General features: G+C 44.6%; 20 protein-coding genes and 1 pseudogene. 1 reads left to right on the top strand and 20 read right to left on the bottom strand.

The genetic code is table 11. The annotated features are described in order from the left end of the window. Positions 1–431: 431 nt before the first annotated feature. Positions 432–1745 carry an IS4 family transposase gene (locus tag EAE30_RS06805; RefSeq protein ID WP_123017285.1) on the bottom strand — a complete coding sequence of 438 codons (1314 nt, stop codon included), beginning with the start codon at positions 1743–1745 and terminating at the stop codon, positions 432–434. A 123-nt stretch (positions 1746–1868) separates the two neighbouring features. Continuing rightward, positions 1869–2276 carry a ribonuclease E inhibitor RraB gene (rraB, locus tag EAE30_RS06800; protein ID WP_123015267.1) on the bottom strand — a complete coding sequence of 136 codons (408 nt, stop codon included), beginning with the start codon at positions 2274–2276 and terminating at the stop codon, positions 1869–1871. A gap of 267 nt (positions 2277–2543) precedes the next feature. On the opposite strand from rraB, the gene arcA reads away from it, so the two are divergent. Beyond that, positions 2544–3773, top strand: a complete 1230-nt coding sequence (gene arcA / locus EAE30_RS06795; RefSeq protein WP_123015266.1) for an arginine deiminase — start codon at positions 2544–2546, stop codon at positions 3771–3773. Between the two features lie 56 nt (positions 3774–3829). Here arcA and tldD read toward each other — a convergent pair whose 3' ends face one another. The 18 genes and pseudogenes from tldD to EAE30_RS06715 all read right to left on the bottom strand — a co-directional run bounded on the left by tldD (position 3830) and on the right by EAE30_RS06715 (position 24148). Continuing rightward, the gene (gene tldD, locus EAE30_RS06790; RefSeq protein WP_123015265.1) at positions 3830–5275 is read right to left on the bottom strand and encodes a metalloprotease TldD; all 1446 of its coding nucleotides are present in this window, start codon (positions 5273–5275) and stop codon (positions 3830–3832) included. A 1-nt stretch (position 5276) separates the two neighbouring features. Then, the gene (locus EAE30_RS06785; RefSeq protein WP_123015264.1) at positions 5277–6104 is read right to left on the bottom strand and encodes a carbon-nitrogen hydrolase family protein; all 828 of its coding nucleotides are present in this window, start codon (positions 6102–6104) and stop codon (positions 5277–5279) included. After that, positions 6101–10009, bottom strand: a complete 3909-nt coding sequence (locus EAE30_RS06780) for a YhdP family protein (RefSeq protein ID WP_123015263.1) — start codon at positions 10007–10009, stop codon at positions 6101–6103. The genes EAE30_RS06785 and EAE30_RS06780 overlap by 4 nt, the downstream gene beginning before the upstream one ends. An 11-nt stretch (positions 10010–10020) precedes the next feature. After that, positions 10021–11490, bottom strand: coding sequence for a ribonuclease G (rng, locus tag EAE30_RS06775; RefSeq protein ID WP_123015262.1), 1470 nt, complete (start codon positions 11488–11490; stop codon positions 10021–10023). A 131-nt stretch (positions 11491–11621) separates the two neighbouring features. Further along, entirely contained in the window at positions 11622–12191 is a 570-nt protein-coding gene (locus EAE30_RS06770; RefSeq protein ID WP_123015261.1) for a Maf family protein, read from the bottom strand. Next, positions 12188–12679, bottom strand: a complete 492-nt coding sequence (mreD, locus tag EAE30_RS06765; protein WP_241967727.1) for a rod shape-determining protein MreD — start codon at positions 12677–12679, stop codon at positions 12188–12190. Before mreD ends, EAE30_RS06770 begins: the two co-directional genes overlap by 4 nt. Next, entirely contained in the window at positions 12663–13556 is an 894-nt protein-coding gene (mreC, locus tag EAE30_RS06760; RefSeq protein WP_123015259.1) for a rod shape-determining protein MreC, read from the bottom strand. The genes mreD and mreC overlap by 17 nt, the downstream gene beginning before the upstream one ends. A gap of 58 nt (positions 13557–13614) precedes the next feature. Then, positions 13615–14658 carry a rod shape-determining protein gene (locus tag EAE30_RS06755; RefSeq protein ID WP_123015258.1) on the bottom strand — a complete coding sequence of 348 codons (1044 nt, stop codon included), beginning with the start codon at positions 14656–14658 and terminating at the stop codon, positions 13615–13617. 152 nt (positions 14659–14810) lie between these two features. Further along, the gene (locus EAE30_RS19235) at positions 14811–15017 is read right to left on the bottom strand and encodes a DUF6701 domain-containing protein (RefSeq protein WP_390258035.1); all 207 of its coding nucleotides are present in this window, start codon (positions 15015–15017) and stop codon (positions 14811–14813) included. 33 nt (positions 15018–15050) lie between these two features. After that, entirely contained in the window at positions 15051–15377 is a 327-nt protein-coding gene (locus tag EAE30_RS19230) for a DUF6701 domain-containing protein (protein ID WP_390258037.1), read from the bottom strand. A 16-nt stretch (positions 15378–15393) separates the two neighbouring features. Continuing rightward, positions 15394–15852: a type II secretion system protein gene (locus EAE30_RS06750; RefSeq protein ID WP_123015257.1), complete on the bottom strand. Its 459-nt coding sequence runs from the start codon at positions 15850–15852 to the stop codon at positions 15394–15396. 225 nt (positions 15853–16077) lie between these two features. Further along, on the bottom strand, positions 16078–18078 hold the full coding sequence (csrD, locus tag EAE30_RS06745) for an RNase E specificity factor CsrD (RefSeq protein WP_123015256.1): 2001 nt from the start codon (positions 18076–18078) through the stop codon (positions 16078–16080). Positions 18079–18394: 316 nt separating this feature from the next. Continuing rightward, positions 18395–19707: pseudogene (locus tag EAE30_RS06740) on the bottom strand (IS4 family transposase). A 291-nt stretch (positions 19708–19998) separates the two neighbouring features. Further along, on the bottom strand, positions 19999–22170 hold the full coding sequence (locus EAE30_RS06735) for an ATP-dependent DNA helicase (protein ID WP_123015255.1): 2172 nt from the start codon (positions 22168–22170) through the stop codon (positions 19999–20001). Then, positions 22167–22619, bottom strand: a complete 453-nt coding sequence (locus EAE30_RS06730) for a hypothetical protein (protein ID WP_029854401.1) — start codon at positions 22617–22619, stop codon at positions 22167–22169. Before EAE30_RS06730 ends, EAE30_RS06735 begins: the two co-directional genes overlap by 4 nt. A 63-nt stretch (positions 22620–22682) precedes the next feature. Continuing rightward, positions 22683–23264 carry a recombinase family protein gene (locus tag EAE30_RS06725; protein WP_029854399.1) on the bottom strand — a complete coding sequence of 194 codons (582 nt, stop codon included), beginning with the start codon at positions 23262–23264 and terminating at the stop codon, positions 22683–22685. A 162-nt stretch (positions 23265–23426) separates the two neighbouring features. After that, positions 23427–23789: an HVO_A0114 family putative DNA-binding protein gene (locus EAE30_RS06720; protein WP_123015254.1), complete on the bottom strand. Its 363-nt coding sequence runs from the start codon at positions 23787–23789 to the stop codon at positions 23427–23429. 155 nt (positions 23790–23944) lie between these two features. Beyond that, on the bottom strand, positions 23945–24148 hold the full coding sequence (locus EAE30_RS06715) for a hypothetical protein (RefSeq protein ID WP_000852434.1): 204 nt from the start codon (positions 24146–24148) through the stop codon (positions 23945–23947). Positions 24149–24159 lie beyond the last annotated feature (11 nt).

The raw sequence follows: 24159 nt of genomic DNA, 5'->3' as shown, positions 1-24159 counted from the left end.
AATGCCAGTGTCCACACTGGCATTCATTAAGAAAGTTGATGTGTATTTCACTTAACGATTCATTCAACACTTGCGAGTCACGTTCTTCACTCTTCATGCCTCACCTTAGAAGAAAAAGGGGAAATGAAAGTGGGTTATCATCGAACTCACCTGTTCCTTTGCTTTATGACACATTTTTAACTTCAATCAATGTCTCGTTTACTGGTGCCACCTCATCAAGACACAAAGTTAATACCTAATGCGATACGGTAATATTTCTTCATGTGCTTCCCCTATGGACTCGACTCAAGCTGAGTATAGGTCCCGCCCTCAAAATAGCCAATGTCGCATGGCTGCCCTTCCCCCACGAGAAGCTAAGCCCTCTTGATCACGCCATATTGAAGACAAAAAAACCTCACCAAAAGGTGTAATGCTTGTAAGTTAAGAGGCATTTAACATCTTTTAGAAGGCCTGGTCGCATAGCGACTGGGCCTTCTTTTTACTGCTCTTGGATAGCTTCGTTCTCTCCTTTCTGGCAGCGTAAAACTCTCAGCCATATCTAAGATGTAATTCATCACCTCCGGGACCCTTCCCGGTGCCACTGACGGCAGTTGCTGTAATTGCCCTATTAAGAACAACGAAGCTTGTTTGAACCCTATCTGGTAAGGCATGACCTTGTTTTGATCGTAAGCCATTTGGCACATCAAGAACCTAAGTAAGTTGTAAGCCAGCAGCATGCCCCATAATTCTTGTTCTACTAGCTCAGGCTTTTTACTTCTTAGGGTTAGGGTGTTTTGCAGCATATATTGCTTCATTTCTCGATAACCAAGTTCGATTTCCCACCGATGGCTATATAGCTCGGCTATGTCTTGCCCTGGGTAACGCAAGGGATCTGTCATTGAGGTTAATAACCGAACTTCCTTCCCCTTTATCGTCTTGGTGATTAATCGAGCCTCGAGTGTTTCTGGTGCATCGTGCCACTTCTTCTTCGCTTGTGGGGATAGCGTTAACTCAACCAGCTCTTGACCACGTCCTAATTGGCGAAGTGTCGTGTATTGCGCCCCTTTACGCATGGGAATTAGCCAATGTCTTTCTGTCCCTGTTGTCTGCCAACGGTGTAAAAGCCCTAGCGCATAAAAACCTCTATCGAAGATAGTCAGGCTATTATCTGGTGATTGCTCTATGAGCTCCGTTGTTAGGTCCACTTCACTTGTTGATGTGGAATCGAACGAAGCGCTATTTAGAAGATGACTAGTCAGTTCCATGTGGCAGACCATGCGCACTTGAGGATATTCGGACGAGCACTTTTGATTCCGAGTCCGACTGAATGTCTCACCGTTTTCTTTCGTATCTGGCGTTCGCCAGACGACGCCGTCGACAGCATGAAGCGTGAGTCCATGCCAGTCTGGATGAGGCGTTTTATCATGCCAAATCTTCTGTGTTTGAGTAAAAACGGATTTCATGACATCGGAGCCCAACCGTTGTCTGGCTTGGATGACGGCACTTGGAGCAACAAATGGCTTCTTACCTGGAAGGAGGATATCCAGTTTCGACATAACTTTCTCCATAGACAAGTGACGATATAAAGACATCCCAACGACACTCCATACCATCATCTCCATAGGCAATCTTCGTCTACGAACTGTGGTAATTCCGGTATCTTCTAAACATTGCGAAATGAGTTCAGGGGAAAGTAGGTCAGATAACCCCGAAAGTTGTTCAGCAGAAAATTTGTGTACTTGGTTAAGTGCTTGTCTTAAAAACATAAAAAAATCCGAGTGCATGAATACACTCGGATTTTGACACGTTAGATGGATCCTTCAACCGATCATTTTAGTCTTAACTGATCGGCATTACACCAAAAGGTGAGGCTTTTTCTCTTCTCGATTTTACTCTTCGTCCATATCATCGTCAGAACCATCAGGATCTTCATAATATGTACCCCAGCCATCGTAGATAATATCGTACTTTTCAGCCAGGTGGACCATTTTTTCTACCTGTGCATCGATCGTTTCTGGATCCAAAGTCGATGACATGGTCGCATCAAAACACAGTAATTTGTGACCATCTTCATCTTCAGTTTCTTCCGCTTCCAGAACCTCAAAGCCCATCTTAAACGCATCAACAGCGGCTTTTTCCAATGTGGCAAATTCTTCAGCAAAAAAATGATGCTCGATATCGTAAAGCGCATCTGGATCACTACCATCTTCCAATAAAGCTTGAATAATATCTCGAGTTTCTTCTTTTTGAATCTCAATTAATTCTTCTACAGATAGATAATCATCTTCGTGAGACATAGTGTGCTCCGGACAGTCAAAATAGGATCGGTTTTCTGGTGCGAAATATGGCACGGATCGCGCTAGATTACCACCCACAAAGCCGATCTTAGTGGATCTTTTTCTGACTGAATCTATCGGTTATCGACAGATCGTTGCAAAACGTCGTTCTCTGCCATTTTTCATGATCCAAGTGTCTGTGGCAGCCAATCTAATCTGATCCAACCCCTTGCAAGTTCTCAGGAAACTTGTCATAACTAATAGAAGGAAAATGTGGAAGGAAATCCAATGAGCCAGCTGTATGTCGGGTCTGAAGTCGGCCAACTACGCCGAGTTTTACTCAATCGCCCAGAACGGGCACTTACTCACCTCACACCATCAAACTGCCATGATTTATTATTTGATGATGTACTCGCGGTTGAAGAAGCCGGAAAAGAGCACGATGTGTTTGCCCAAACGCTACGTAACCAAGGCGTGGAAGTGTTGATGTTGCATGATCTTCTCGAGCAAACGTTAGCCATTCCTGAGGCCAAACAATGGCTGCTCAATACGCAAATCTCCTACTTTCGCTATGGTCCAACCTTCGCGCAAGAGCTCCGGCACTATTTATCAAATCAAGATCATGGCCATCTCGCCACCTTACTCTTAGGTGGGCTGGCTTATTCTGAGCTGCCGCTCACCTCTGCGTCTATGCTACCGAGCATGCATCACCCACTGGATTTTGTTATTGAGCCCCTCCCGAATCATTTATTTACACGGGATACCTCATGTTGGATTTACCAAGGGGTCTCATTAAATCCAATGAGTAAAAAAGCACGTCAACGGGAAACGAATCATCTGCGAGCGATTTATCGTTGGCATCCTACTTTCGCCGGACAAAACTTTATTAAATACTTTGGGGATGACGATTTGCATTACGACAATGCCAACATTGAGGGGGGCGATGTGTTGGTGATTGGTAATGATTCGGTGTTAGTCGGAATGTCTGAACGGACATCTGCGCAGGGTATCGAAAATCTTGCGGCGAATTTATTTCAGCATGGCCAAGCCAAAGAAGTCATCGCGGTCAACTTACCCAAACATCGCTCGTGCATGCACTTAGATACCGTAATTACGCACATGGATAAAAATACCTTTTCTGTGTATCCAGAAATCATGCGTAATGATTTAGAAACGTGGCGCTTAACGCCAAATGCCAATGGCATAGGCCTCCGCGCAGAAGCCTCTCATAACTACATTGGGGCAATAGAAAACGCACTCGGTGTTGATCATCTCAATATTATCACTACTGGCGGCAACAGTTACGAAGCTGAGCGCGAGCAATGGAATGATGCAAATAATGTCTTAACCGTAAAACCGGGCGTGGTTATCGGCTATGAACGTAACGTCTACACCAATGAAAAGTACGATAAAGCAGGGATTGAAGTATTGACCATTCCCGGCAATGAGCTGGGACGCGGACGCGGTGGCGCGAGATGTATGAGCTGTCCGATTGAACGTGATGCGCTGGTACTATAAAAAGTGCCGCTGAGCGACGCAAGGTCGCTCAGCGGATTCCTTTTATTCTGGCGAATTTACTCCGTTCCGCCGACGGTGAGCGCATCCAATTTTAAGGTAGGTTGCCCCACACCAACGGGGACGCTTTGCCCAGCTTTGCCACACACACCCACACCATGATCTAAATCGAGATCATTACCGACCATCGAGACTTGCTGCATAGCTTCAATGCCAGAACCGATTAGCGTTGCCCCTTTGACTGGGGTGGTCACTTTTCCGTTCTCAATCAGGTACGCTTCGGATGCGGAAAACACGAACTTACCTGACGTAATATCAACCTGCCCACCGCCAAAATTAGGTGCATAAATGCCCTTTTCGACCGAAGCGATAATCTCTTCCGGCGTATGCTGACCCGGCAGCATATACGTGTTGGTCATACGTGGCATTGGTAAATGAGCAAATGACTCACGACGGCCATTCCCCGTCGGAGCAACCCCCATTAGACGCGCATTCAGCTTGTCTTGCATGTACCCTTTCAGCACCCCATTTTCAATCAGTATATTGTATTGTCCGGGTACGCCTTCATCATCGACATTCAATGAACCTCGGCGATCTTTCAAGGTGCCATCATCGACAATGGTACAAAGGTCAGACGTCACTTTCTCGCCGACTTTTCCAGAAAATACAGAGGAATCCTTGCGGTTGAAATCCCCTTCTAAACCGTGTCCTAAGGCTTCATGCAATAATATGCCTGGCCAACCGTTACCTAACACAACAGGCATCGTACCCGCAGGGGCTGCAATCGCTTGTAAATTGACCAGCGCTTGGCGAATAGCCTCGTCGGCATAATCAAACGCCACTTGCTGCTTATTAGGAGAGGTTAAAAAGTAGTCATAACTGAAGCGACCACCGCCACCCGCGCTGCCTCGCTCACGACGATCGCCTTTCTCGGCAATCACGGTAATCGATAAACGAACTAAAGGACGAGTATCGCCGGCATACGTCCCATCCGTCGCCGCCACCAGCATTTGTTCATGCACACCACTGATACTAATACTCACTTCTTTCACCAAAGGTTCTTTGGCTCGAATATACGCATCTAACTCTTTTAGCAGCTCTGTTTTCTTTTCTTTTTTCCAAGCGTCTAATGGATTCGTGGCAGCATAGTATTTTTGTGTCTCTTGACGTTTAAACGCTTGTACTTGGGCATTGGTGCCAGCCTGAGCAATACCACGCGCCGCCAATGCACTTTGCTCTAAGCCAACTAAGCCAATTTGATCGGAGTAGGCAAACCCGGTTTTTTCACCACTCACCGCTCGCACACCAACGCCACAGTCAATGTTAAACGAGCCATCTTTGATAATGCTGTCTTCCAACACCAGTGATTCATGCCAACTGGATTGAAAATAAATATCGGCATAATCGATATCACGAGTCGCAATGCTCGATAAAGTATCCGCAATATTTTGCTCAGTCAGCCCTGCGGGTGTAAGTAGTGCTTGTTCGATGCGGTTAATACTCATACTAGCTCTTTATTGATTGAAGTTGATTACAAAATCGAGATTGCTCGATAATCGGCATTGCCTGTCGGATATCAGATAAACGTTGAGTATCGATATCCACCACTAGGCTGCCTGTGTTTTGCTCTAGATGAGACACAATGTGTCCCCATGGGTCGACGACCATCGAGTGTCCCCAAGTTTGTCTTCCACAAGGGTGGGTGCCTGTTTGTCCTGCGGCGATCACCCAACATTGGGTTTCAATGGCCCGCGCTCGTAATAGCGCTTCCCAATGTGCACGCCCGGTTACCGCTGTAAATGCTGCGGGAACAATAATGATTTGAGCCCCTTGTCGTCTTAATTCCGAAAACAATTGCGGAAAGCGCAAGTCGTAACAAATCGAGAGGCCAAGCTGTCCAAAAGGCGTGTCCTTAACCACGATTCGCTCACCGGGCAAAAACGTATCGGATTCACGATAACGATGATGAGCGTCGGCAACGTCGACATCAAACATATGCAGCTTATCATAAGTAGCTTGGCATTGGCCTGTGGAATCCAGTAAAAGCGAAGTGGTGGTCACGCCTTGCTCGCGACGAATCGGAAAACTGCCAATCAGCAGCCAAACACCATAACGTTGTGCCAGTGTCGCCAATTGCTCTTGAACTGGGCCTTTACCTAACCATTCCGCATGCTCATGGTAAGCCGTGGCATCACTCAGTAATAGCACGTTTTCAGGAGTAACTATCCACTGTACTCCCTGCTGAGCCAACTGTGCAACGTGTGTTTCCAACGTCGTTAGGTTTTCCTCCACCGAGGGTCCTGATGTCATTTGTACAACGCCAACCAAGCTCATAATGATTCCTTTCCTTCTAGCTTATGCTCTAGTTTCTGAAGACTTTCGGGCAGTTTATACTCACCTTTGCTGCGCGAAATTTCTTTCACTTTGGGATGATCCAAAGGCCCTTTAATTTCATAGTTTACTTCAGTAAAGACTTCCACGACGGGAGAAATGACTGTCGTTATCGCTAACACATACAACGCCGTTTGTGGCGTTACCGCGAAAGCACTGAGCACGGGGATCCCAGACGTCATATCAGGGACAAATCTGGCTTGCGCGTCCACGGTTCGCTTGGAGAGATTAGCCATTCCTTTGAGAGACAGCTCTCCTGCGACCGCATCCATATCGATATCGTTGGTCACAAATATACCTTGGGATATTTTGCCCGTTCCCGTTATCGAGTTGAAAGCCATTCCTTTATCAAATACGTCACTGAAATCCAATTTCATGCGACGGATTAATGAGTCTAAACTGAATATTCCCAATAAATTGGCCGCGCCACTGACATCGGTAATGACCCCTTTACCAAATTTGGATTTCACTTTTCCCTTAAGAGAGCTGACCCGCATTGACCAAGGCGCACCACGCCACTCTAAATCAGAATGTAGCTCAAAGGGCGCCTTTTGAATACCGGCGGTAATACCAAAGCGATCCATCAAATCACTATTGTTCTCACCTTTCATCGATAAATTCAATGTTGTCGTCGTGGTATCACCGTTTAAAAACCAATCGAGACTGGCATGAACGTCATTAGTGCCACTGTTTATATCGATATTCTTCCAGCTTAGCAGATGCTTTTCACGCACCATATCCATGTCCAGTTCCCCAACTTTATAGCCTTGGAACCAAAAATCATGCACGTTCACTTTCAAACTAGGCAGCAGTTTAAACAAACTGCGATCCATATCGGTCACTAATGGGGTTTGCTTGGGGTTGTCTTCAACAATAATGGGTTTGTCTTGCTTGTACTCGTCGAGCGCTGGAACATAAAGATGTAAACGGTCCAGAACAACCTGCAACTGATTGGAGGGTAGATAAGTCGCATGACCTTGGGCTTCTTGGCTGTTTAGCGTCATCGTCCAATCGTCCGTTTTCTTAACGACCTGAGCGTTCACATCATGCCAATCAATATCCGCCGCTGTAAACGTCTTCACTTTGAGGTTCACTTGTTCTGGCATCGGAATCGTCATGTTTGCCGTCGCCTGACCCTTAGCGTTTGATGCTTTTTTATGCGCCATGGTGTCGTTCAAAAAACCAACCCACTTATCTAAGTTCAGTTTATCGATATTAATGCTGGCGCGATGTCCGACGATGGGCTCCAAAGCAAACTGTCCCTGCCCTAGAATCGCATTGGTGGCCACTAAACGAGGCGTTGGATGACTGATATCAATCAGTGTCTGATACTTCGCATGAGGCAAAGATAAACGAGCATTAACCTGCTGTTGATCGCCAGAAGCTTGTAAATGGGCATTACCTGGACGTTGTAGCGCTTTATTTAATGGGTACGGATAATCACTCGCGATGGTATTCAATCCCGCTTGAACATCCACTTGATAGTTAAAACCCACATCATTTAATTGTAAATTTACGCCCATTTGCCACGGCGCATGTCCGGAGAGTGGAGCGGTCCATTGCTGACCAATGTATTGACCTAATGGTTTGATTTCCCAATCGCCTACCGTATCAATGTGTACGTTGTATCCTCGCGCGGTACTTTCTCCGTTGAAATCTAACGAGATGGGTTGATCGAGTAATTCTGCCGACAATCCCGCCGCCTTGATCACATCGTTATCAAAATTGATGCGCCCTGATACATGATTGAGTTCCATTTGCGGCGCTTTAATCGCTACTGTACTGTCTTTGATATCCGCCCATCCCCACGCTCTTGCTTCTTGGTCGGAGGAAAATGGAATCGTTAAGCGAAAATGAGAGGACACATTTCCTTTAACCTGCACGGCGGTCAGTGCAGCACCAACAGAGTCGACCAACGGCGAGGACGTCATGTAGTTTTTGACATCGTCACCTTGCCCTGAGGCCTTTGCGTCGATGCTAATGTGCCCATCCGGACTGAGAGACGGAATTTCTCCGGTGATACGCTGGGCATGTACGTTTTGTAACGTCGCAGCATGCGAGTCTAAGTACATGGCATCATTTTCAAACAACAAGTTAAGTTGCAAATCTGTCAGAGGTGGCCATGCGGTATCAAAACTAAAGCGCGCATCCTTTAACCCCACCCAAGCTTGAAAAATGCCATTATGCTGCTGATAAGGAAAATCGCTGAGTCGTCCATACCACACAAGCTTCGCCGTATTCACTCGTCCGGCTTGAATGGCGGTAGACAGGTAGTTGGTTAATTCATTCCCCAAGGCGAGACGGGGTAAATAGCGCCAAGTTTGTCCCGCATCTTGCAGGTCAACTTCAGAATAAAATGATAAGAAAGGACTTTCACCATCAGGCATATCCAAACGGAACTGGCCGAGGGCATCAAGATCCGCGGTGGTCACATGCACTTGATCGCTCCATAAAGACCAGCCCTTGGCTTGTTGTTGCCAGACCAAATCCACCTTGCCTTTTGCAATATGCAGTGGCGCTTGAAACACATCACCATACGGCAGTGTGTCATCCACCAGTGATGCTTGAATATGCGCTTGCGTCAATGAGCCAGTGATCTTGGCTTGCAGATGATGGACTTCAGGTAAGAGTTCCCATTGTGACATGGCACCATTAACGAGCTGCGCTGAGTAACGCAATGAATCAGACGTTTGCCCCTGCGCTACGCGAATATCTTCCAGTCGGCCTTGCGGTTGCAGTTGTTGAATCCATTGTTGTGTGCTGGAAGAATCACTAAATAAACGCGCCAACGGGGTGATCGCTTTGATATCTAACTGGGATAAATTTAATCGCCATGATTGCGGGGTCCAATCCATGCCAATATCCAATTCGGGCCACAGCGTCTCATCAGTTCGCACCTTTAGTGAGTGCCCACTTACCTTCCAACCTTTTTCTGTCGGTAAAAGATTGACAATACCTGACTCAATATACAAATGATGCTGTTGCGTATCTTTCCAAGTGAGTTCGGAGGGTTGAAAACGTAAATAGCCACTCTCAGGTTGACTGTGTTTCAATGTCACCCAAGCATTTAGGCTGACTACACCACTGCTAATGCCCGTTTTTGCCTTCGCATATTGGCTTAACCAAGGACCGACTTGAATGTCTTGTCCATCCGCATAAAATTGTCCAGAGACATCACGCAGTGAGCCATAGTCTTCAAATCGCGCCGCGACCGATAATGAATTGATATTGACATCGGCAATGCTGACCACGCCTTCGGCATAATGTTGATTGCCCTTGTTTTTCCAACGTAATTTCTGGATATCCAACTGGCGTTTTTTACCAGACGCGGTTTGATACAACACCGTAGAATTACGCAAAGAAAAGTTATCGAGCTGACGTAAAAATAAACCATCGATACGGTCTAAGACCTCACTTTGCTGAGCACCTTTTGGCTGAGGCTGTGAGTGTGGGCCATTCTGCTGCCATGCAATCGAACTGGTATCTAAATTGAGCTGATCCAACGTCATATCAGCGATAACCGGTTTTTGTTCAAGAATCGATTTCAGTAAATCAAATTCAATCGCTATATGGCCAGCCGAGAAATGAACTTGGCTATTTTCTTCAAATTTAGCCGTGACCCCTTGTAAGACAATCGAAGGGTGGATGTTACGCCAAGATCCATGCACATTCTTCATGGTGAAATGAATGTGTGTGCGTTGATTGACCCACTGTTCAATATCACCTTGAAAACGATTCAAATTGGGAAGTAGTACTCGTAAGGAGGTTACCAGTACTGCCAGTACGACTAAAAGTGTCGTCATTAACCCTATTGTTATCCGTAAGATACGGGGAAATCTCAAGTTCACTCAGTGTCCTATCACATCATCACTACATCAAACTGTTCTTGGATGTAGAGAGGCTCAGCTTTTATGCGCACTTCTTTACCGATGAATACTTCGAGTTCAGCCAACGAATGCGATTCATCACCTTGCAAGGTATCCGCGACCGCAGGAGACGCATAAACAACAAATTTATCAGCATCATAAGCGCGGTTAACACGAGTAATTTCTCGTAGCACTTCAAAACAGACCGTTTCAACCGTTTTCACACTACCGCGCCCTTTACAGGTTGGACAAGAAGAACAAAGAATATGTTCGATACTTTCGCGCGTTCTTTTACGTGTCATTTCAACCAAACCTAAATGAGTAAAGCCATTAATGTTGGTTTTTACTCGATCTTGGCTCAGCGCAGCTTCAAGCGATGTAAGTACTCGCTTACGATGCTCGTTAGAGGTCATATCAATAAAATCAATAATGATAATACCGCCAAGGTTGCGTAAACGCAGTTGTCTCGCAATGGCCTGTGTAGCTTCAACATTGGTATTAAAAATGGTCTCTTCTAAGTTACGACGTCCGACAAAAGCACCAGTATTAATATCAACCGTTGTCATGGCTTCGGTCTGGTCGATAATCAGATACCCACCCGATTTCAGCTCAACTTTGCGTTCCAGAGAACGTTGAATTTCATTTTCTGTATCGTACATGTCAAACAATGGCTTATCACCCTCGTATAACTCAAGCTTGTCATGCAGCTCAGGTACAAATTCAGAAGTAAATTCTTTTAGATTTTCAAATTCTTGACGAGAATCGACCAACACTTTCGTAATATCGGTTGCAACAAAATCACGTAACAAGCGTTGTGATAGCCCCGGCTCTCCATACAAGGTAGAACGCGTTTTGTATTTAGCGCGTCGCTCCATAACTTTAGACCATAAACGCTTCAAAAACGCCGCATCTTGAGCTAACTCTTTCTCACTGGCAGCTTCCGCCGCGGTGCGGATAATGAAACCACCATGCTCATCGCAATAGTCTTCCACCACGTTTTTTAAACGTTGTCGCTGTTTTTCACTTTCGATACGTTGCGAGACGCCGACATGTTTGGCTCCGGGCATGTAGACCAAATACCGTGACGGTAATGTAATATCCGTGGTTAAACGAGCACCTTTCGTCCCTAACGGATCTTTCACCACTTGCACGACCAAATCTTGCCCTTGTCGGACTAATTCAGAAATATTGCGTACTTGGAACTGCTGTTTTTCATTTTCAGACACACATTCAGTGTGAGGGACAATATCGGAAGCGTGCAAAAAGGCCGCTTTATCGAGGCCAATGTCAACAAATGCGGCTTGCATTCCGGGAAGTACCCGACTGACTCGACCTTTATAAATGTTGCCCACAATTCCACGCTTTGCTTCTCGCTCGACGTGGATTTCTTGCAGGACACCGCCTTCAATCATTGCAACACGCGTTTCACTTGGCGTTACATTTAACAGCAACTCTGCACACATGATAAAATCCTAGTTTCGATAAGTGACTCAACCGCGCTCTGATTACACAATAGAATGCTTCGCGATAGGAGCCGTAATAAGATCCATTTTTCTTGATAACGGCCAAATAACCAGACCGTTAAAGAACAATGTTATGGAATAAATTTTTTGATGAGCTGATCCGTTTCGTAAAGCGGCAATCCAACCACGGCGTAATAACTGCCTTCAATACGGGTAACAAACCGCCCACCAAGGCCTTGAATGGCATAGGAACCCGCTTTATCACAAGGTTCCCCTGTCTGCCAGTACGCCAGAATGTCAGTGTCTGACAGGGAACTAAACCAAACATCTGTCACGATGACCTGAGAATAATGTTGTTGAGCGGACATGACCGTTACCGCTGTCATGACTTGATGAACTTGCCCTGATAACATGCGCAGCATCCTTTGCGCATCAGCGAAGTCTTGCGGCTTTTCTAAGACCGTCTCATTAAAAGCGATAATCGTATCGGAACCAATCACTAGGGCATTATCAGCAGACTGCTCTAGCCCTGCCCGTGCTTTATCAAGCGACAGTCTTTCCACATACTGATAGGGCGTTTCTGATTCGCATCGCTTTTCCTCCACATTACTGACAATAATATCAAAGGTATAACCCAGTTGTGTCAGCAGCGCCTTACGACGCGGTGAGGCCGATGCGAGAACTAAGTGATAATGACTCATTTTAAATGCCAATGACGCCTAACACGTCTTAATAAGAGAAACATCCACGGCCACAACACACAGTTAATGGCTCCGCTCCATAGTGACATGGTATTAAAAATGACATCTTGCGTGAGATATTCGCCTAAAAAAATCATGACTTCGAGCGCCATCGATAAAAAACCGATGACGACGGCCTGTTGCCATAACGCCATGTTGCGTAACACTAAAAAATTCATCGCAACAAAATAGATCACCAAAGAGAGCATCATGCCGCGGATCCCTAAGGTGGAACCGAGAAGCAAATCCCAAAGCAGACCCATGACTAATGCCGTCCCCACATTGACACGATGTGGCAATGCAAGCACCCAATAACAAATGACCAACAGCAGCCATGACGGTCGCAATAGATCGAGTATTCCAGGCCAAGGGATCGTTTGCAAAATCAAGGCGGCAATGAAGGTCCCCCAGATAACAAAACGACCTTTCCAGTTACTTGTGAGTGTCACGCTTATCCTCATTTTGCATCTGCTTGATATCCAATTTTAGCGCCTGCTTCTGCGCGTCATTATGCGGCCATATCAACAATAAATAGCGCAAGCGTTCAAAATTCACCACCGGTTTGGCTTTAATGGACGCAAACTCACGTCGAGTATCTTTATCAACGTTGGTAATATAAGCAACAGGGTATCCTTCTGGATACACGCCCCCCAGACCAGAGGTAACAAGCATATCACCGACCCGTAAATCGGTACTGGTTGGAATATGCTCCAACTGCATTTCATCACTTTGACCATTGCCAGAAGCAATAACTCGGATATCGTTGCGTAAATTTTGTACGGGAATGGCATTGTTAGGATCGACCAGCAACAACACACGACTGTTGTGGGCCGCAACAAATGTGATTTGCCCAACAATTCCCTTTTCATTAATCACCGGCTGTCCCTCATAGACGCCATCAGTACGACCTTTATTGATCACCACTTGATGACGGTAATGAGAGGTATCCACTGCCATTACTTCGGCTACTTTTTTCTTTTCATCTCGAACGAACGACGATCCTAGCAGCTTACGCAGACGTTTATTTTCTTCTTTATATTGATTCAATAACAACAAGTCACTTTTCAGTGTGAGAACTTCTTGTTTCAGTTGATTATTTGAATCTAATAAATGTTGATGCGTACTCAACCGCTCGTAAAAACCATCAAACATTGTTCGTGGTAAGTCGGCGGCATACTGGATAGGCGCAACTAAACTGTTCAACAAAAAACGCACATGCGAGAAAGCATCTAAACGGCTATCAGCCAGCATAAGGCTGGCTGATATCATGACAGCGAAGAACAGACGTAGCGGAAGAGATGGTCCTCGACCAAATATTGGCTTCATCTTATTAATCCCAGAGTTGTTGACAGGCTTTGTTGTGGCACAAAGCCTGACCTATAAATTACTCTTCGCTAAAGAGGTCGCCACCATGCATGTCGATCATTTCTAGTGCTTTACCACCGCCTCTCGCCACACAAGTCAATGGATCTTCTGCGATGACCACTGGAATTCCTGTTTCTTCTGTGAGTAAGCGATCTAAATCTTTTAGCAATGCGCCGCCGCCCGTCAGTACCATACCGTTCTCTGAGATATCAGAGGCAAGCTCAGGTGGGCACTGCTCAAGTGCGACCATAACAGCAGAGACAATCCCGGTTAACGGTTCTTGTAGCGCTTCTAAAATTTCATTCGAGTTCAGGGTAAAGCTACGAGGTACACCTTCAGCAAGGTTACGTCCGCGTACTTCAATTTCCAACACTTCATCGCCTGGATACGCTGAACCGATTTCGTGCTTAATTTTTTCTGCTGTTGCTTCACCAATCAAGCTGCCGTAATTACGACGGACATAATTAATGATCGCTTCATCAAAACGGTCACCACCAATACGAACCGATGACGAATACACCACACCATTAAGCGAGATGACAGCAACTTCTGTTGTACCACCACCGATATCCACCACCATCGAACCTGTTGGCTCTGACACACGTAAACCGGCACCGATAGCGGCCGCCATCGGCTCATCAATCAAGTACACTTCACGCGCTCCTGCGCCCAAAGCCGATTCACGAATCGCACGACGCTCAACTTGAGTGGAACCACAAGGCACACACACCAATACACGCGGGCTTGGTTTCAAGACGCTGTTATCATGCACCTGACGGATAAAATGCTGTAACATTTTTTCCGTCACATAGAAATCAGCGATCACACCATCTTTCATCGGTCGGATAGCAGAGATGTTACCAGGCGTACGCCCTAACATTTGCTTCGCTGCGTGACCAACGGCAGCGACTGTCTTTCCACCGCGCCCTTTATCTTGGCGAATTGCAACTACAGATGGTTCATCAAGAACAATGCCTTGTCCCTTTACATAAATTAGCGTGTTGGCAGTGCCTAAATCAATCGATAGGTCATTTGAAAACATGCCACGAAGTTTTTTGAACATATTCTTCGCTCGTCCTGCAAGAATTAATAAGATAAAAATTGCTCTAAATGTACCAATGCGTCGCGATCACAGCAAGTTATTGATGCATAAACATAGAGCGAAATAAGTAATTTCTAACAAATTCCTAACCTCAGCCAGTAAAAAGGCGAAACTTAGTTATTTATTCTGGGCTCTCCACGGTCAATCATTCTATCGTGACCGTGATATACGCCGAAGGTGACCTGTGTCGATGGATCTTCATCGCCAAGCCCTCGCCAATTAAATTGTAGCCACGGTTCACTCAGATGCCCAGCCCCACATGCTACGTCAGTCTCATTTAATTGCACGCTATTATTGGTGATACGCATCCAAAATCGCACTTGCTCACGGCGTAAATCATCACCCGATTGGCCTCAAGCCCCTCGCCGACGCCACCAGCGACGGCGTGAAGGCGACTGGAGAACGCTCATCAAGTGGAACGGTACCACGGGTGTCAGACCAAACCGACTGACGGCATACCGTTGAGTCCGCCTCATTGGCGCTCGCAAATGGGGGCCAGAATTGGCTGTGTTAGTCACAAATCGTTGCTCGTCCCAATATTGAGCCTCTACTGGGACAGCCAGAGTATCACCAGAGTTCCCACCGACATCCGCGAATTGCAAACGCCCATAACGAAAACAGCCTTCCCGCGTAATAACACGGGAAGGCCGTAAAAACCCATGATGAGCATCATGATTCATGCCTAAGCTTACAGAATTAATTATAACAATTCTTCAACACAATATTGGGCTCACTGTCTTTATCGGTCGCTTCATTATACGAGACGTAACAGTCCGAGGTTGTCGGAGAACGACTGGAAGAGTAACCCACTTCTTTCGCACGAGTACCTTTAACAAGGTTCCAATCTGTCCCTAGCCCAGAGACCAATTTACTTAAAGCTGATGAAGTGGCAACTGGATAACCAAATACGATATTGATCGCTTCGCCATCAATCGTGATAGTGGCTGACGATGCGGCTTCTTGCCCCTCAGTGGCCGCCTTACTGTAGACGATTTCTGCCGCCCCTTTCATTGCACTTTTGAAACCTTCTGCTGCGGCCTCACGGGCGTCATCCTGCAAGTTTAAGAATTTTGGTGCAGCAGTAATCGCTAAAATACCTAAAATAACCATGACTATCACTAACTCAATCAGCGTAAAACCGCCTTTTTTTGTCATACTTGTTATTACCTATCTTGTTAAAAATGTTCCATTGTCGCCAAGAACTGTTATCGGTTTATGGTTACTTGGTTTATGGTTACTTGGCTTGTGGCTAATGAGTACATTAATTCCGCTGTAAGATAATGGTAGATTAAATTAAGCGCATCTAGGGGCACCACAACATACACGTTCGCTTGAGCGAATACTTTGCAAGCAGTTGTTGCTTGAATTTCGTCAATATCATTATTTCGTCCGCCACCGGTTACGTCGTCCAAGTTTTACTTTTGATTGCGGTTTCATTTTCTTTACGCGACTGGGAATGAGTGGAATTTCTTCATCAAATAGACGGCCTTGCCCACCATTAACCCCTAAAGATTGTAGCATCTTCCATTCATTTTGCGCTTCAACCCCTAACGCGATCACCTGAATCCCTGTGCCACTGCACACACCCAGCATGCTGCGTAAGAATAATTGATGCTCATGACGTTGATCGATGTTCTTCATCAAACTCCGATGCAGTTTTAAAAAGTCCACAGGCACATCTTTTAAATAATGCGTACTTACAATGGTTCTGCCCGCTTGACCAATCACTATTTTACAACCGAGACTGTGAATCATTTTTAATATAGGGCGCATATAATCAAGATGTTGAACTAAATGCCCTTCAGAAAAATCAAAAGACAACCGCGAGCGCAACGCTGACGTTTGCTGCATTAACTCATCTCGAAACCAACGTACATAGCGTTTATCAGAAAAAGGTAACACACTCAGATTAATCGAAAAATGATCCTGATTAGGCGATGTTTTCAAAAATTGCAACATGCGTCCAATCACAGAGCGATCCATGAATCCCTCATAACCAACCATCTCAATCGCAGCACTAAATCGTGACGCTTTAATAATGCCTTGCTGGGGATCATGAATTCTGGCAAAGATTTCTCGATGAGTCTGCGTCAGGTTTCCTCGACTATCTAACAAGTAACAAGGTTGCTGATACAAAACGATGTTTTCAGGTTTGAGTGCTTCATCCAATAATGAACGCCAGCGTACACTGCCTCGCTCATCATGGGGCTTAACCAGCTTTTTAAAACGACTCCACGAATTAAGGCCTTGTAACTGGGCATTTTTCAACGCCGTTTCTACTTCATTGATAATACGACCGCGTTTTTCTCCCTCGTTGTACATTGTGACTCCAATGTGAAACCAGTTTTCTTTATCAATCGGAGAAGGAGGCGTCAATCTTTCTAAGAGCTTGAGGCATTGCGAGGCAGAGTAAGCCACATCTTTAGAGGATTGGTGAGGAAGAAAAATGGCAAATACACCGTCATAATAACGGGATAAAATCACGTCAGGATAGCGGGCCATCACGTTTGACAGACACTGACCAACATTAATGATCACATTATCGACAACTTGTCTGTCATTCTCTTCTCGAGCAATATCAAGGTCATGAATAGACAACATGATCACACCGCCGTGTGCTCCGTTTTCTTGTAGCGCCGCCTCAAGTTTGTTATCAAACAACACTCGATTGGCAGCCCCTGTCAGTTGATCTAAGAAAGTTTGGCTACGAATAAACGTATCAAACCGGCTTCTTTCTTGGCGAGCATCTTGTAATTCTTCAATCAACTTATCGAGCGCTTCACTCGCGGTATAAGGCCACTCTCTTTCATCGCCCTTCGCAAACTTTTCGACTTGTCCTGCTAACAGCATTCGGCCGCGTTCCTCGAGTAATTCCGATCCCATTAGTTGCTCTTTAAGCCACTTAACCCCGCGCAATAAACAAAACACCACCAGCAATACGGCAAAAGTAATGGAAAACATTGCGCTAAAAGAATAACTATAGCCGTGGTACGGAGGAATAATCTTAAAGCTGACTCGGTAGTCTTTATGCCCCTTAAGCGGAAGAATTTCTGAATAAAGACGTTCTTTCGGAACACGGTTGGATGTGTCCTTAAATCGATAAATCACCCCAGATGGCGATAATAGCTCCATCTCAACAATACTGCTCGCTTGCAGCATCTTTGGCATCCAGCGCTGCATCGAATACACTGCGTCAGGATCATCCATTTCATTATCGAGAACATTCACCACCCCCTCTAAGTAATGGTGAACATATTCTTTACCCAATCGCTGAAAAGACAATGCTCCGCCGACGAATAAGATAAACATGGCACTGATCACGATAACGGTCACAAACGCCACTAAGCGAGTACTTAACTTGAGTGTAGGGGTATACCTCATGAAAATAGCATTCCTTTTCGTTCTTCCATGCACAATCGTGCTCTGTTTAAAATGAACTATTTAGTCAGTATATAATAATTCATTATTTCAATATATTTTCATGACTAAAAACATTTCAAACGACCCAAAATGGGCGCGCTGGCCAATTATAACAGCATAAATTTAACGCAATTTGATATCGCTCCGGTGATTCACACTCTTTATGGCGGAGATTTAAACAATGCATAATGTGAATAAAATTATCCAGACGGAGCAATAACGCTTATCCCATAAAAAAAGCTCGCATAATGCGTAATGCTTGTAAGTTAAGAGGCATTTAACATCTTTTAGAAGGCCTGGTCGCATAGCGACTGGGCCTTCTTTTTACTGCTCTTGGATAGCTTCGTTCTCTCCTTTCTGGCAGCGTAAAACTCTCAGCCATATCTAAGATGTAATTCATCACCTCCGGGACCCTTCCCGGTGCCACTGACGGCAGTTGCTGTAATTGCCCTATTAAGAACAACGAAGCTTGTTTGAACCCTATCTGGTAAGGCATGACCTTGTTTTGATCGTAAGCCATTTGGCACATCAAGAACCTAAGTAAGTTGTAAGCCAGCAGCATGCCCATAATTCTTGTTCTACTAGCTCAGGCTTTTTACTTCTTAGGGTTAGGGTGTTTTGCAGCATATATTGCTTCATTTCTCGATAACCAAGTTCGATTTCCCACCGATGGCTATATAGCTCGGCTATGTCTTGCCCTGGGTAACGCAAGGGATCTGTCATTGAGGTTAATAACCGAACTTCCTTCCCCTTTATCGTCTTGGTGATTAATCGAGCCTCGAGTGTTTCTGGTGCATCGTGCCACTTCTTCTTCGCTTGTGGGGATAGCGTTAACTCAACCAGCTCTTGACCACGTCCTAATTGGCGAAGTGTCGTGTATTGCGCCCCTTTACGCATGGGAATTAGCCAATGTCTTTCTGTCCCTGTTGTCTGCCAACGGTGTAAAAGCCCTAGCGCATAAAAACCTCTATCGAAGATAGTCAGGCTATTATCTGGTGATTGCTCTATGAGCTCCGTTGTTAGGTCCACTTCACTTGTTGATGTGGAATCGAACGAAGCGCTATTTAGAAGATGACTAGTCAGCTCCATGTGGCAGACCATGCGCACTTGAGGATATTCGGACGAGCACTTTTGATTCCGAGTCCGACTGAATGTCTCACCGTTTTCTTTCGTATCTGGCGTTCGCCAGACGACACCGTCGACTGCATGAAGCGTGAGTCCATGCCAGTCTGGATGAGGCGTTTTATCATGCCAAATTTTCTGTGTTTGAGTAAAAACGGATTTCATGACATCGGAGCCCAACCGTTGTCTGGCTTGGATGACGGCACTTGGAGCAACAAATGGCTTCTTACCTGGAAGGAGGATATCCAGTTTCGACACAACTTTCTCCATAGACAAGTGACGATATAAAGACATCCCAACGACACTCCATACCATCATCTCCATAGGCAATCTTCGTCTACGAACTGTGGTAATTCCGGTATCTTCTAAACATTGCGAAATGAGTTCAGGGGAAAGTAGGTCAGATAACCCCGAAAGTTGTTCAGCAGAAAATTTGTGTACTTGGTTAAGTGCTTGTCTTAAAAACATAAAAAAATCCGAGTGCATGAATACACTCGGATTTTGACACGTTAGATGGATCCTTCAACCGATCATTTTAGTCTTAACTGATCGGCATTACGCATAATGCGAGCTTTTTTAGGACTTATCGGCCATCCGTTAAAAAGGTTAACTAAGACAAATAAAATCAAAACAGGGTCAGTACAATTAAAATTTCTATATTAATCAAAAATATAGATATACTGACCCCATTTGAAAAATCAACCTTTAACGAGCTAAACGTGTAAAAACATCCGCATTTTTTACTTAATTCAGCTCTACTTAAGCATTTTTCAACATTTCTGACAAAGCTGTTTTGCGTGTATCCAAAGCACTGCGCTTGTTTATCCCATACTGAAAGTCATACTCCTTACCAATGATATGTACCTTACTTTCGGCTCGTGTTATGGCTGTATAAATCCAACTTCGATCAAGCAACAAGCTTCGCTCCAGCAGCACGATTACATTCTCAGCTTGCGAGCCTTGCAACTTATGTAGCGTTAGTGCGTAAGCCAGCTCTATGTATTCGAATAGCTGCCAATCGACCTTTAAAGATCTTTTGCTTCCATCCTCGCCAATATCCTCTAGCTCAATGACACAAGCATACTCTTCGGTTGCTTCAGCGTTTGTTATCACGCCCAAAGTGCCATTTTGAACATCGTATTTATAGTTTGTCAGGGTTATAACTATTGGATCGCCTTCTCTGAACTCATAGTTTCCTTTAGTGATCGGCATATTTGTTAGATCAAGTAACCGACCATTAGGGTTCACCTCTGCTTGTAACTTGAGGTTAGCATTTCTTACGGTGGCATTCGTCGATGCTACAATCATCGCCCTGTCGTATTTCAAATACACCGACACAGCGTCCTGAAGCAGGTCATCACTTGATTCATGGAACGTAATATCAGACGTCGTTAAAGAAGATGGCTTATTGCCATTGCGTATGTCATTCGAATACGCAGGAATAGAACTAATAGCGCCTTGTCGCTTAACCACATCTAGTTCGACATGATTGATTACCCCACTCTTAATAACATCATGCAAAATTAACCCTGCATTGATCGGAGGTAACTGATTAGGATCTCCCACGAGTACGATCCTTGACTTGTCGGAGAACAAAGTAACCAAACGCCACATAGTGTAAGCGTCTAGCATCGACGCTTCGTCAATCAGTAAAACACTGTTATCTGGAATACTGTCTTTACGTAATAATCGCGCTATCGTCATACAATTAATGCCAATAGACTGCTGAAGGCGTCTAGCTGCTTTTCCTGAAAGCGCTACTGGATAAATACTAAAACCTAATTTTTGATAGGCATCAACGATAAGCTTCGTGGTTGTCGTTTTACCTGTGCCAGCACCTCCAGTGAGAGCAAAAATATGGCTGACTAATGCTGTCCTTACAGCTCTTACTTGAGCTTCCTCAAGTTTCCAACCTTCAGGGATAGAAGTAGTGAACGCAACCTCTAGTTCACTTCGCCAAAGGCTTCCCATCTTGCTGAGTTTGCTGAATCGTTTGGCTATTGTTTTTTCAAAAATATAGTTGCCTGAAGCGTAGTATTTGTCATCGTGTTTTACAAAACCGATGATGTCGCCAGTTAACTGTTTAGCCCTTTCAATAAGTAACTTGTCGTTATTTAAGTAAGTGCGAATCGTATGTTCTATATCACGCCAAAGTGCAACCGTATGCCCTTTGTCACTCCATAGACGCAAAGATTGTTCAATTATAGCTGCAAGCCTTATTTCATCACTTGGTTCAACTTTGAAGTGCTTTTGTGCGATCTCGTCAACCTTGCTAAATCTCATACCCAAAGAGAACAAGCGGTACGGATTCGTTTTCAAAAATCCAATTGCATCCTTACCTGACAATCTAAAAAGTTGACGTTGAATAGGTTCTTCTACCTCCCACTCAACTAACTGGCTCGCATACTTGAGATTGGCATATTTTCTAAAACCTTGATAAAGCGCATTTACCGTCCCATCACTCCTCAAAACATCCTTGATCGCTTGAAAGTTACTTATTGATTTATCATGTTTATATGGTTCATCTTTTTCGCATTCGAGCATGGTGAAAATGTCACTACGGAATTCAGCCCAGAGTAATTGTGCTTTCACCCTGCCAATACCGACAAACTCTTTCTCAGAGCTTAAAAAGTTAACGAAACCAATACCATTGTCAGGCATCACACACTTAAGTTTGGGTTGCATGAAACGCCACACGTCCACATAACCACCCACACTAACTGGCTGTTGTCGCACACTATAGTTATTCTCTTTTAATATCTCCCATTGCTGCCCTACTTGCGGCTTCATATTTAGTTGGTTTTGAGTAGTTAGCAATACGATTCGGTGTGCTCCAGCGTTTTGGTTAACAAACACAGCACCTAACTGAACATTATCAGGATGATATTGATATATCTGGGTAATCCGAACCAAGAAAGTACCGTTACTCATTTCCAAAGCCCCATTTCAATGAGAACTTCTTTAAATTCAGATAGCCTAGCGACTTCGGCGGTAAGTTTTGCATTCTCAGCTTGTAACCGAGCATTGAACCGCTTTAAGTCACGAACCTTGATGCTATCTGTTATACCCTCGTCCATATTGTCCTGGAACACTCCCCTGACTTCAGCGCTCTGTTCTTCCAGTGGCAGATTCTCTTTCCGTTTTTGATACACCCCCTCTGTTGCAAGCTCTTTCTTAAGCTCATCGAATAGTTCGAAGAGTTTTTTGTTTCTAGATGCTTTGAATGCAGACGAATCAAAACCAAGCTCATCTGCTATCTTTTTGGGACTTAAAGTATCACCATGCCAGTAATCCAGCCAATTCGGAGGGTTCTTGGCCTTCATTTCATCAACCCACGCAATGAAGAGATTTCTATTTCTTTGTCCTTTCTCTTTGCTCAACTGGTCTTCTCCTAGATTCTATTTGCACCAATTCCCAAATCCCGATATTTCAAATTAAAGACGCTATTTAAACAGACTCTCTTGTTCCAAATCTGGTGCCGCATCTAGATATCTGTTGAGCGTTGGCCTAGAAATATTGAAGTGCTTAGCCACATCAGATTTTTGTACTGAGGGATCTTGTAGCATCGATTTCGCGAGCTTAATTTGCTTATCTGTGAGTTTTTGCTTCCTGCCACCTTTTCTGCCTCGCGCTCTTGCAGCTTTAAGTCCAGCCTTGGTTCTTTCCACGATAATATCTCGCTCAAACTCAGCTATAGCTCCAATCACGTTAAACACTAGCTTCCCTGTAGATGTTGTTGTATCAATGTTTTCGGACAATGATTTAAACTGAACTCCGTTGCTCTTAAACATCTCAAGCAAAGTAATAAGATCTTTAAGACTGCGTCCAAGCCTATCGAGTTTATAAACTACAACTATGTCATCCTGGCGAAGGGAGTCTAGTAATCTAGTAAGTTCAGGGCGATCTTTGGTCTTAGCTGAAGCCTTTTCTATAAAGATTTTTTCACAGCCAGATTTGGTTAGTTCATCAATCTGATAATCACAGTTTTGATCTGTAGTGCTTACTCTCGCATATCCAATTATCATGAAACACTCCCATACGTTTATGTTACATAGTTTAGTTTACGAGTTTTGTTACGGAAAATGGAAGGATATTCATTAAAATATGATGAGAAAGGAGATGTAACACAAACCTTCGTTTTATTTACATCAAAAACGGAAAGAACTACACGGTACTTGAAACACTTTTCAAAGGGTAAAATTGTTGCCCATGACGATCTCGAACTTCGTAAACAACGCTATTGGTCGAGATTCCATTCCCCTAACATCCAGATAAGCAAAGCCCTTAAATGAAAGAGCTTCGAAAGCATCAGTAACATCCTTGATACTGCGCCCACTCATTTCAGCAAGTTCATCAAGACTGTTTGGCTTCTCGCGAGCAATCAAATTCAACAGTTCAACATTTTCGTTAGACAAGAGTTGTGAAAGCGCAGCCAGTGACTCAAACAAAAATTTTGGGTAAGGTTCTTCAGGCGTCACTTTTCCTTCTGCAATGCGAATCATGCGCTTACGAGCAAGCTCTTCTGATAGAATGCCGATTTTTGCTTTCATACAATCCTCACTCCTAATAGTCGCCATCTAAATCGACTGAATAATCACCGACGATCACATCTAATTCTTTTTTCATTTCTTGGGAAGGAGCAATCAACAGAAGTGGTTCTCACACGAAGTTTCTGTTAGTCCACTGATCTTTTCTTTTTCGCGCTTCATTGCTGGATACTCCCATTTTTTATTGACGCAATCACTTTTAATAAATCGGCCGTGATTGCTGAACATTTGTCATTCATAAAAAACGTTACTTCATCTCCAAATTTCATCGTTACGATACCGCTTTTATCGACACTTAACAGCGCGAAAGACTGCTTCAAGTCGAGAGTCGTGTTACTTCCATTGGTCGTGGTTTCAGCCATATTTCCCCTCA

The sequence above is a fragment of the Vibrio zhugei genome, from assembly GCF_003716875.1.
Taxonomy (GTDB): domain Bacteria; phylum Pseudomonadota; class Gammaproteobacteria; order Enterobacterales; family Vibrionaceae; genus Vibrio; species Vibrio zhugei.
Note: the sequence above shows the minus strand (reverse complement) of the source record. Positions and strands in the feature narration are given on the sequence as shown.

What these genes read in the sequence shown, in the direction of transcription:
- EAE30_RS06805 (WP_123017285.1), bottom strand. Translation starts at nt 1,745, where the DNA reads ATGTTTTTAAGACAAGCACTTAACCAAGTACACAAATTTTCTGCTGAA.
- rraB (WP_123015267.1), bottom strand. Translation starts at nt 2,276, where the DNA reads ATGTCTCACGAAGATGATTATCTATCTGTAGAAGAATTAATTGAGATT.
- arcA (WP_123015266.1), top strand. Translation starts at nt 2,544, where the DNA reads ATGAGCCAGCTGTATGTCGGGTCTGAAGTCGGCCAACTACGCCGAGTT.
- tldD (WP_123015265.1), bottom strand. Translation starts at nt 5,275, where the DNA reads ATGAGTATTAACCGCATCGAACAAGCACTACTTACACCCGCAGGGCTG.
- EAE30_RS06785 (WP_123015264.1), bottom strand. Translation starts at nt 6,104, where the DNA reads ATGAGCTTGGTTGGCGTTGTACAAATGACATCAGGACCCTCGGTGGAG.
- rng (WP_123015262.1), bottom strand. Translation starts at nt 11,490, where the DNA reads ATGTGTGCAGAGTTGCTGTTAAATGTAACGCCAAGTGAAACGCGTGTT.
- EAE30_RS06770 (WP_123015261.1), bottom strand. Translation starts at nt 12,191, where the DNA reads ATGAGTCATTATCACTTAGTTCTCGCATCGGCCTCACCGCGTCGTAAG.
- mreC (WP_123015259.1), bottom strand. Translation starts at nt 13,556, where the DNA reads ATGAAGCCAATATTTGGTCGAGGACCATCTCTTCCGCTACGTCTGTTC.
- EAE30_RS06755 (WP_123015258.1), bottom strand. Translation starts at nt 14,658, where the DNA reads ATGTTCAAAAAACTTCGTGGCATGTTTTCAAATGACCTATCGATTGAT.
- EAE30_RS19230 (WP_390258037.1), bottom strand. Translation starts at nt 15,377, where the DNA reads ATGAATCATGATGCTCATCATGGGTTTTTACGGCCTTCCCGTGTTATT.
- EAE30_RS06750 (WP_123015257.1), bottom strand. Translation starts at nt 15,852, where the DNA reads ATGACAAAAAAAGGCGGTTTTACGCTGATTGAGTTAGTGATAGTCATG.
- csrD (WP_123015256.1), bottom strand. Translation starts at nt 18,078, where the DNA reads ATGAGGTATACCCCTACACTCAAGTTAAGTACTCGCTTAGTGGCGTTT.
- EAE30_RS06735 (WP_123015255.1), bottom strand. Translation starts at nt 22,170, where the DNA reads ATGAGTAACGGTACTTTCTTGGTTCGGATTACCCAGATATATCAATAT.
- EAE30_RS06725 (WP_029854399.1), bottom strand. Translation starts at nt 23,264, where the DNA reads ATGATAATTGGATATGCGAGAGTAAGCACTACAGATCAAAACTGTGAT.
- EAE30_RS06720 (WP_123015254.1), bottom strand. Translation starts at nt 23,789, where the DNA reads ATGAAAGCAAAAATCGGCATTCTATCAGAAGAGCTTGCTCGTAAGCGC.
- EAE30_RS06715 (WP_000852434.1), bottom strand. Translation starts at nt 24,148, where the DNA reads ATGGCTGAAACCACGACCAATGGAAGTAACACGACTCTCGACTTGAAG.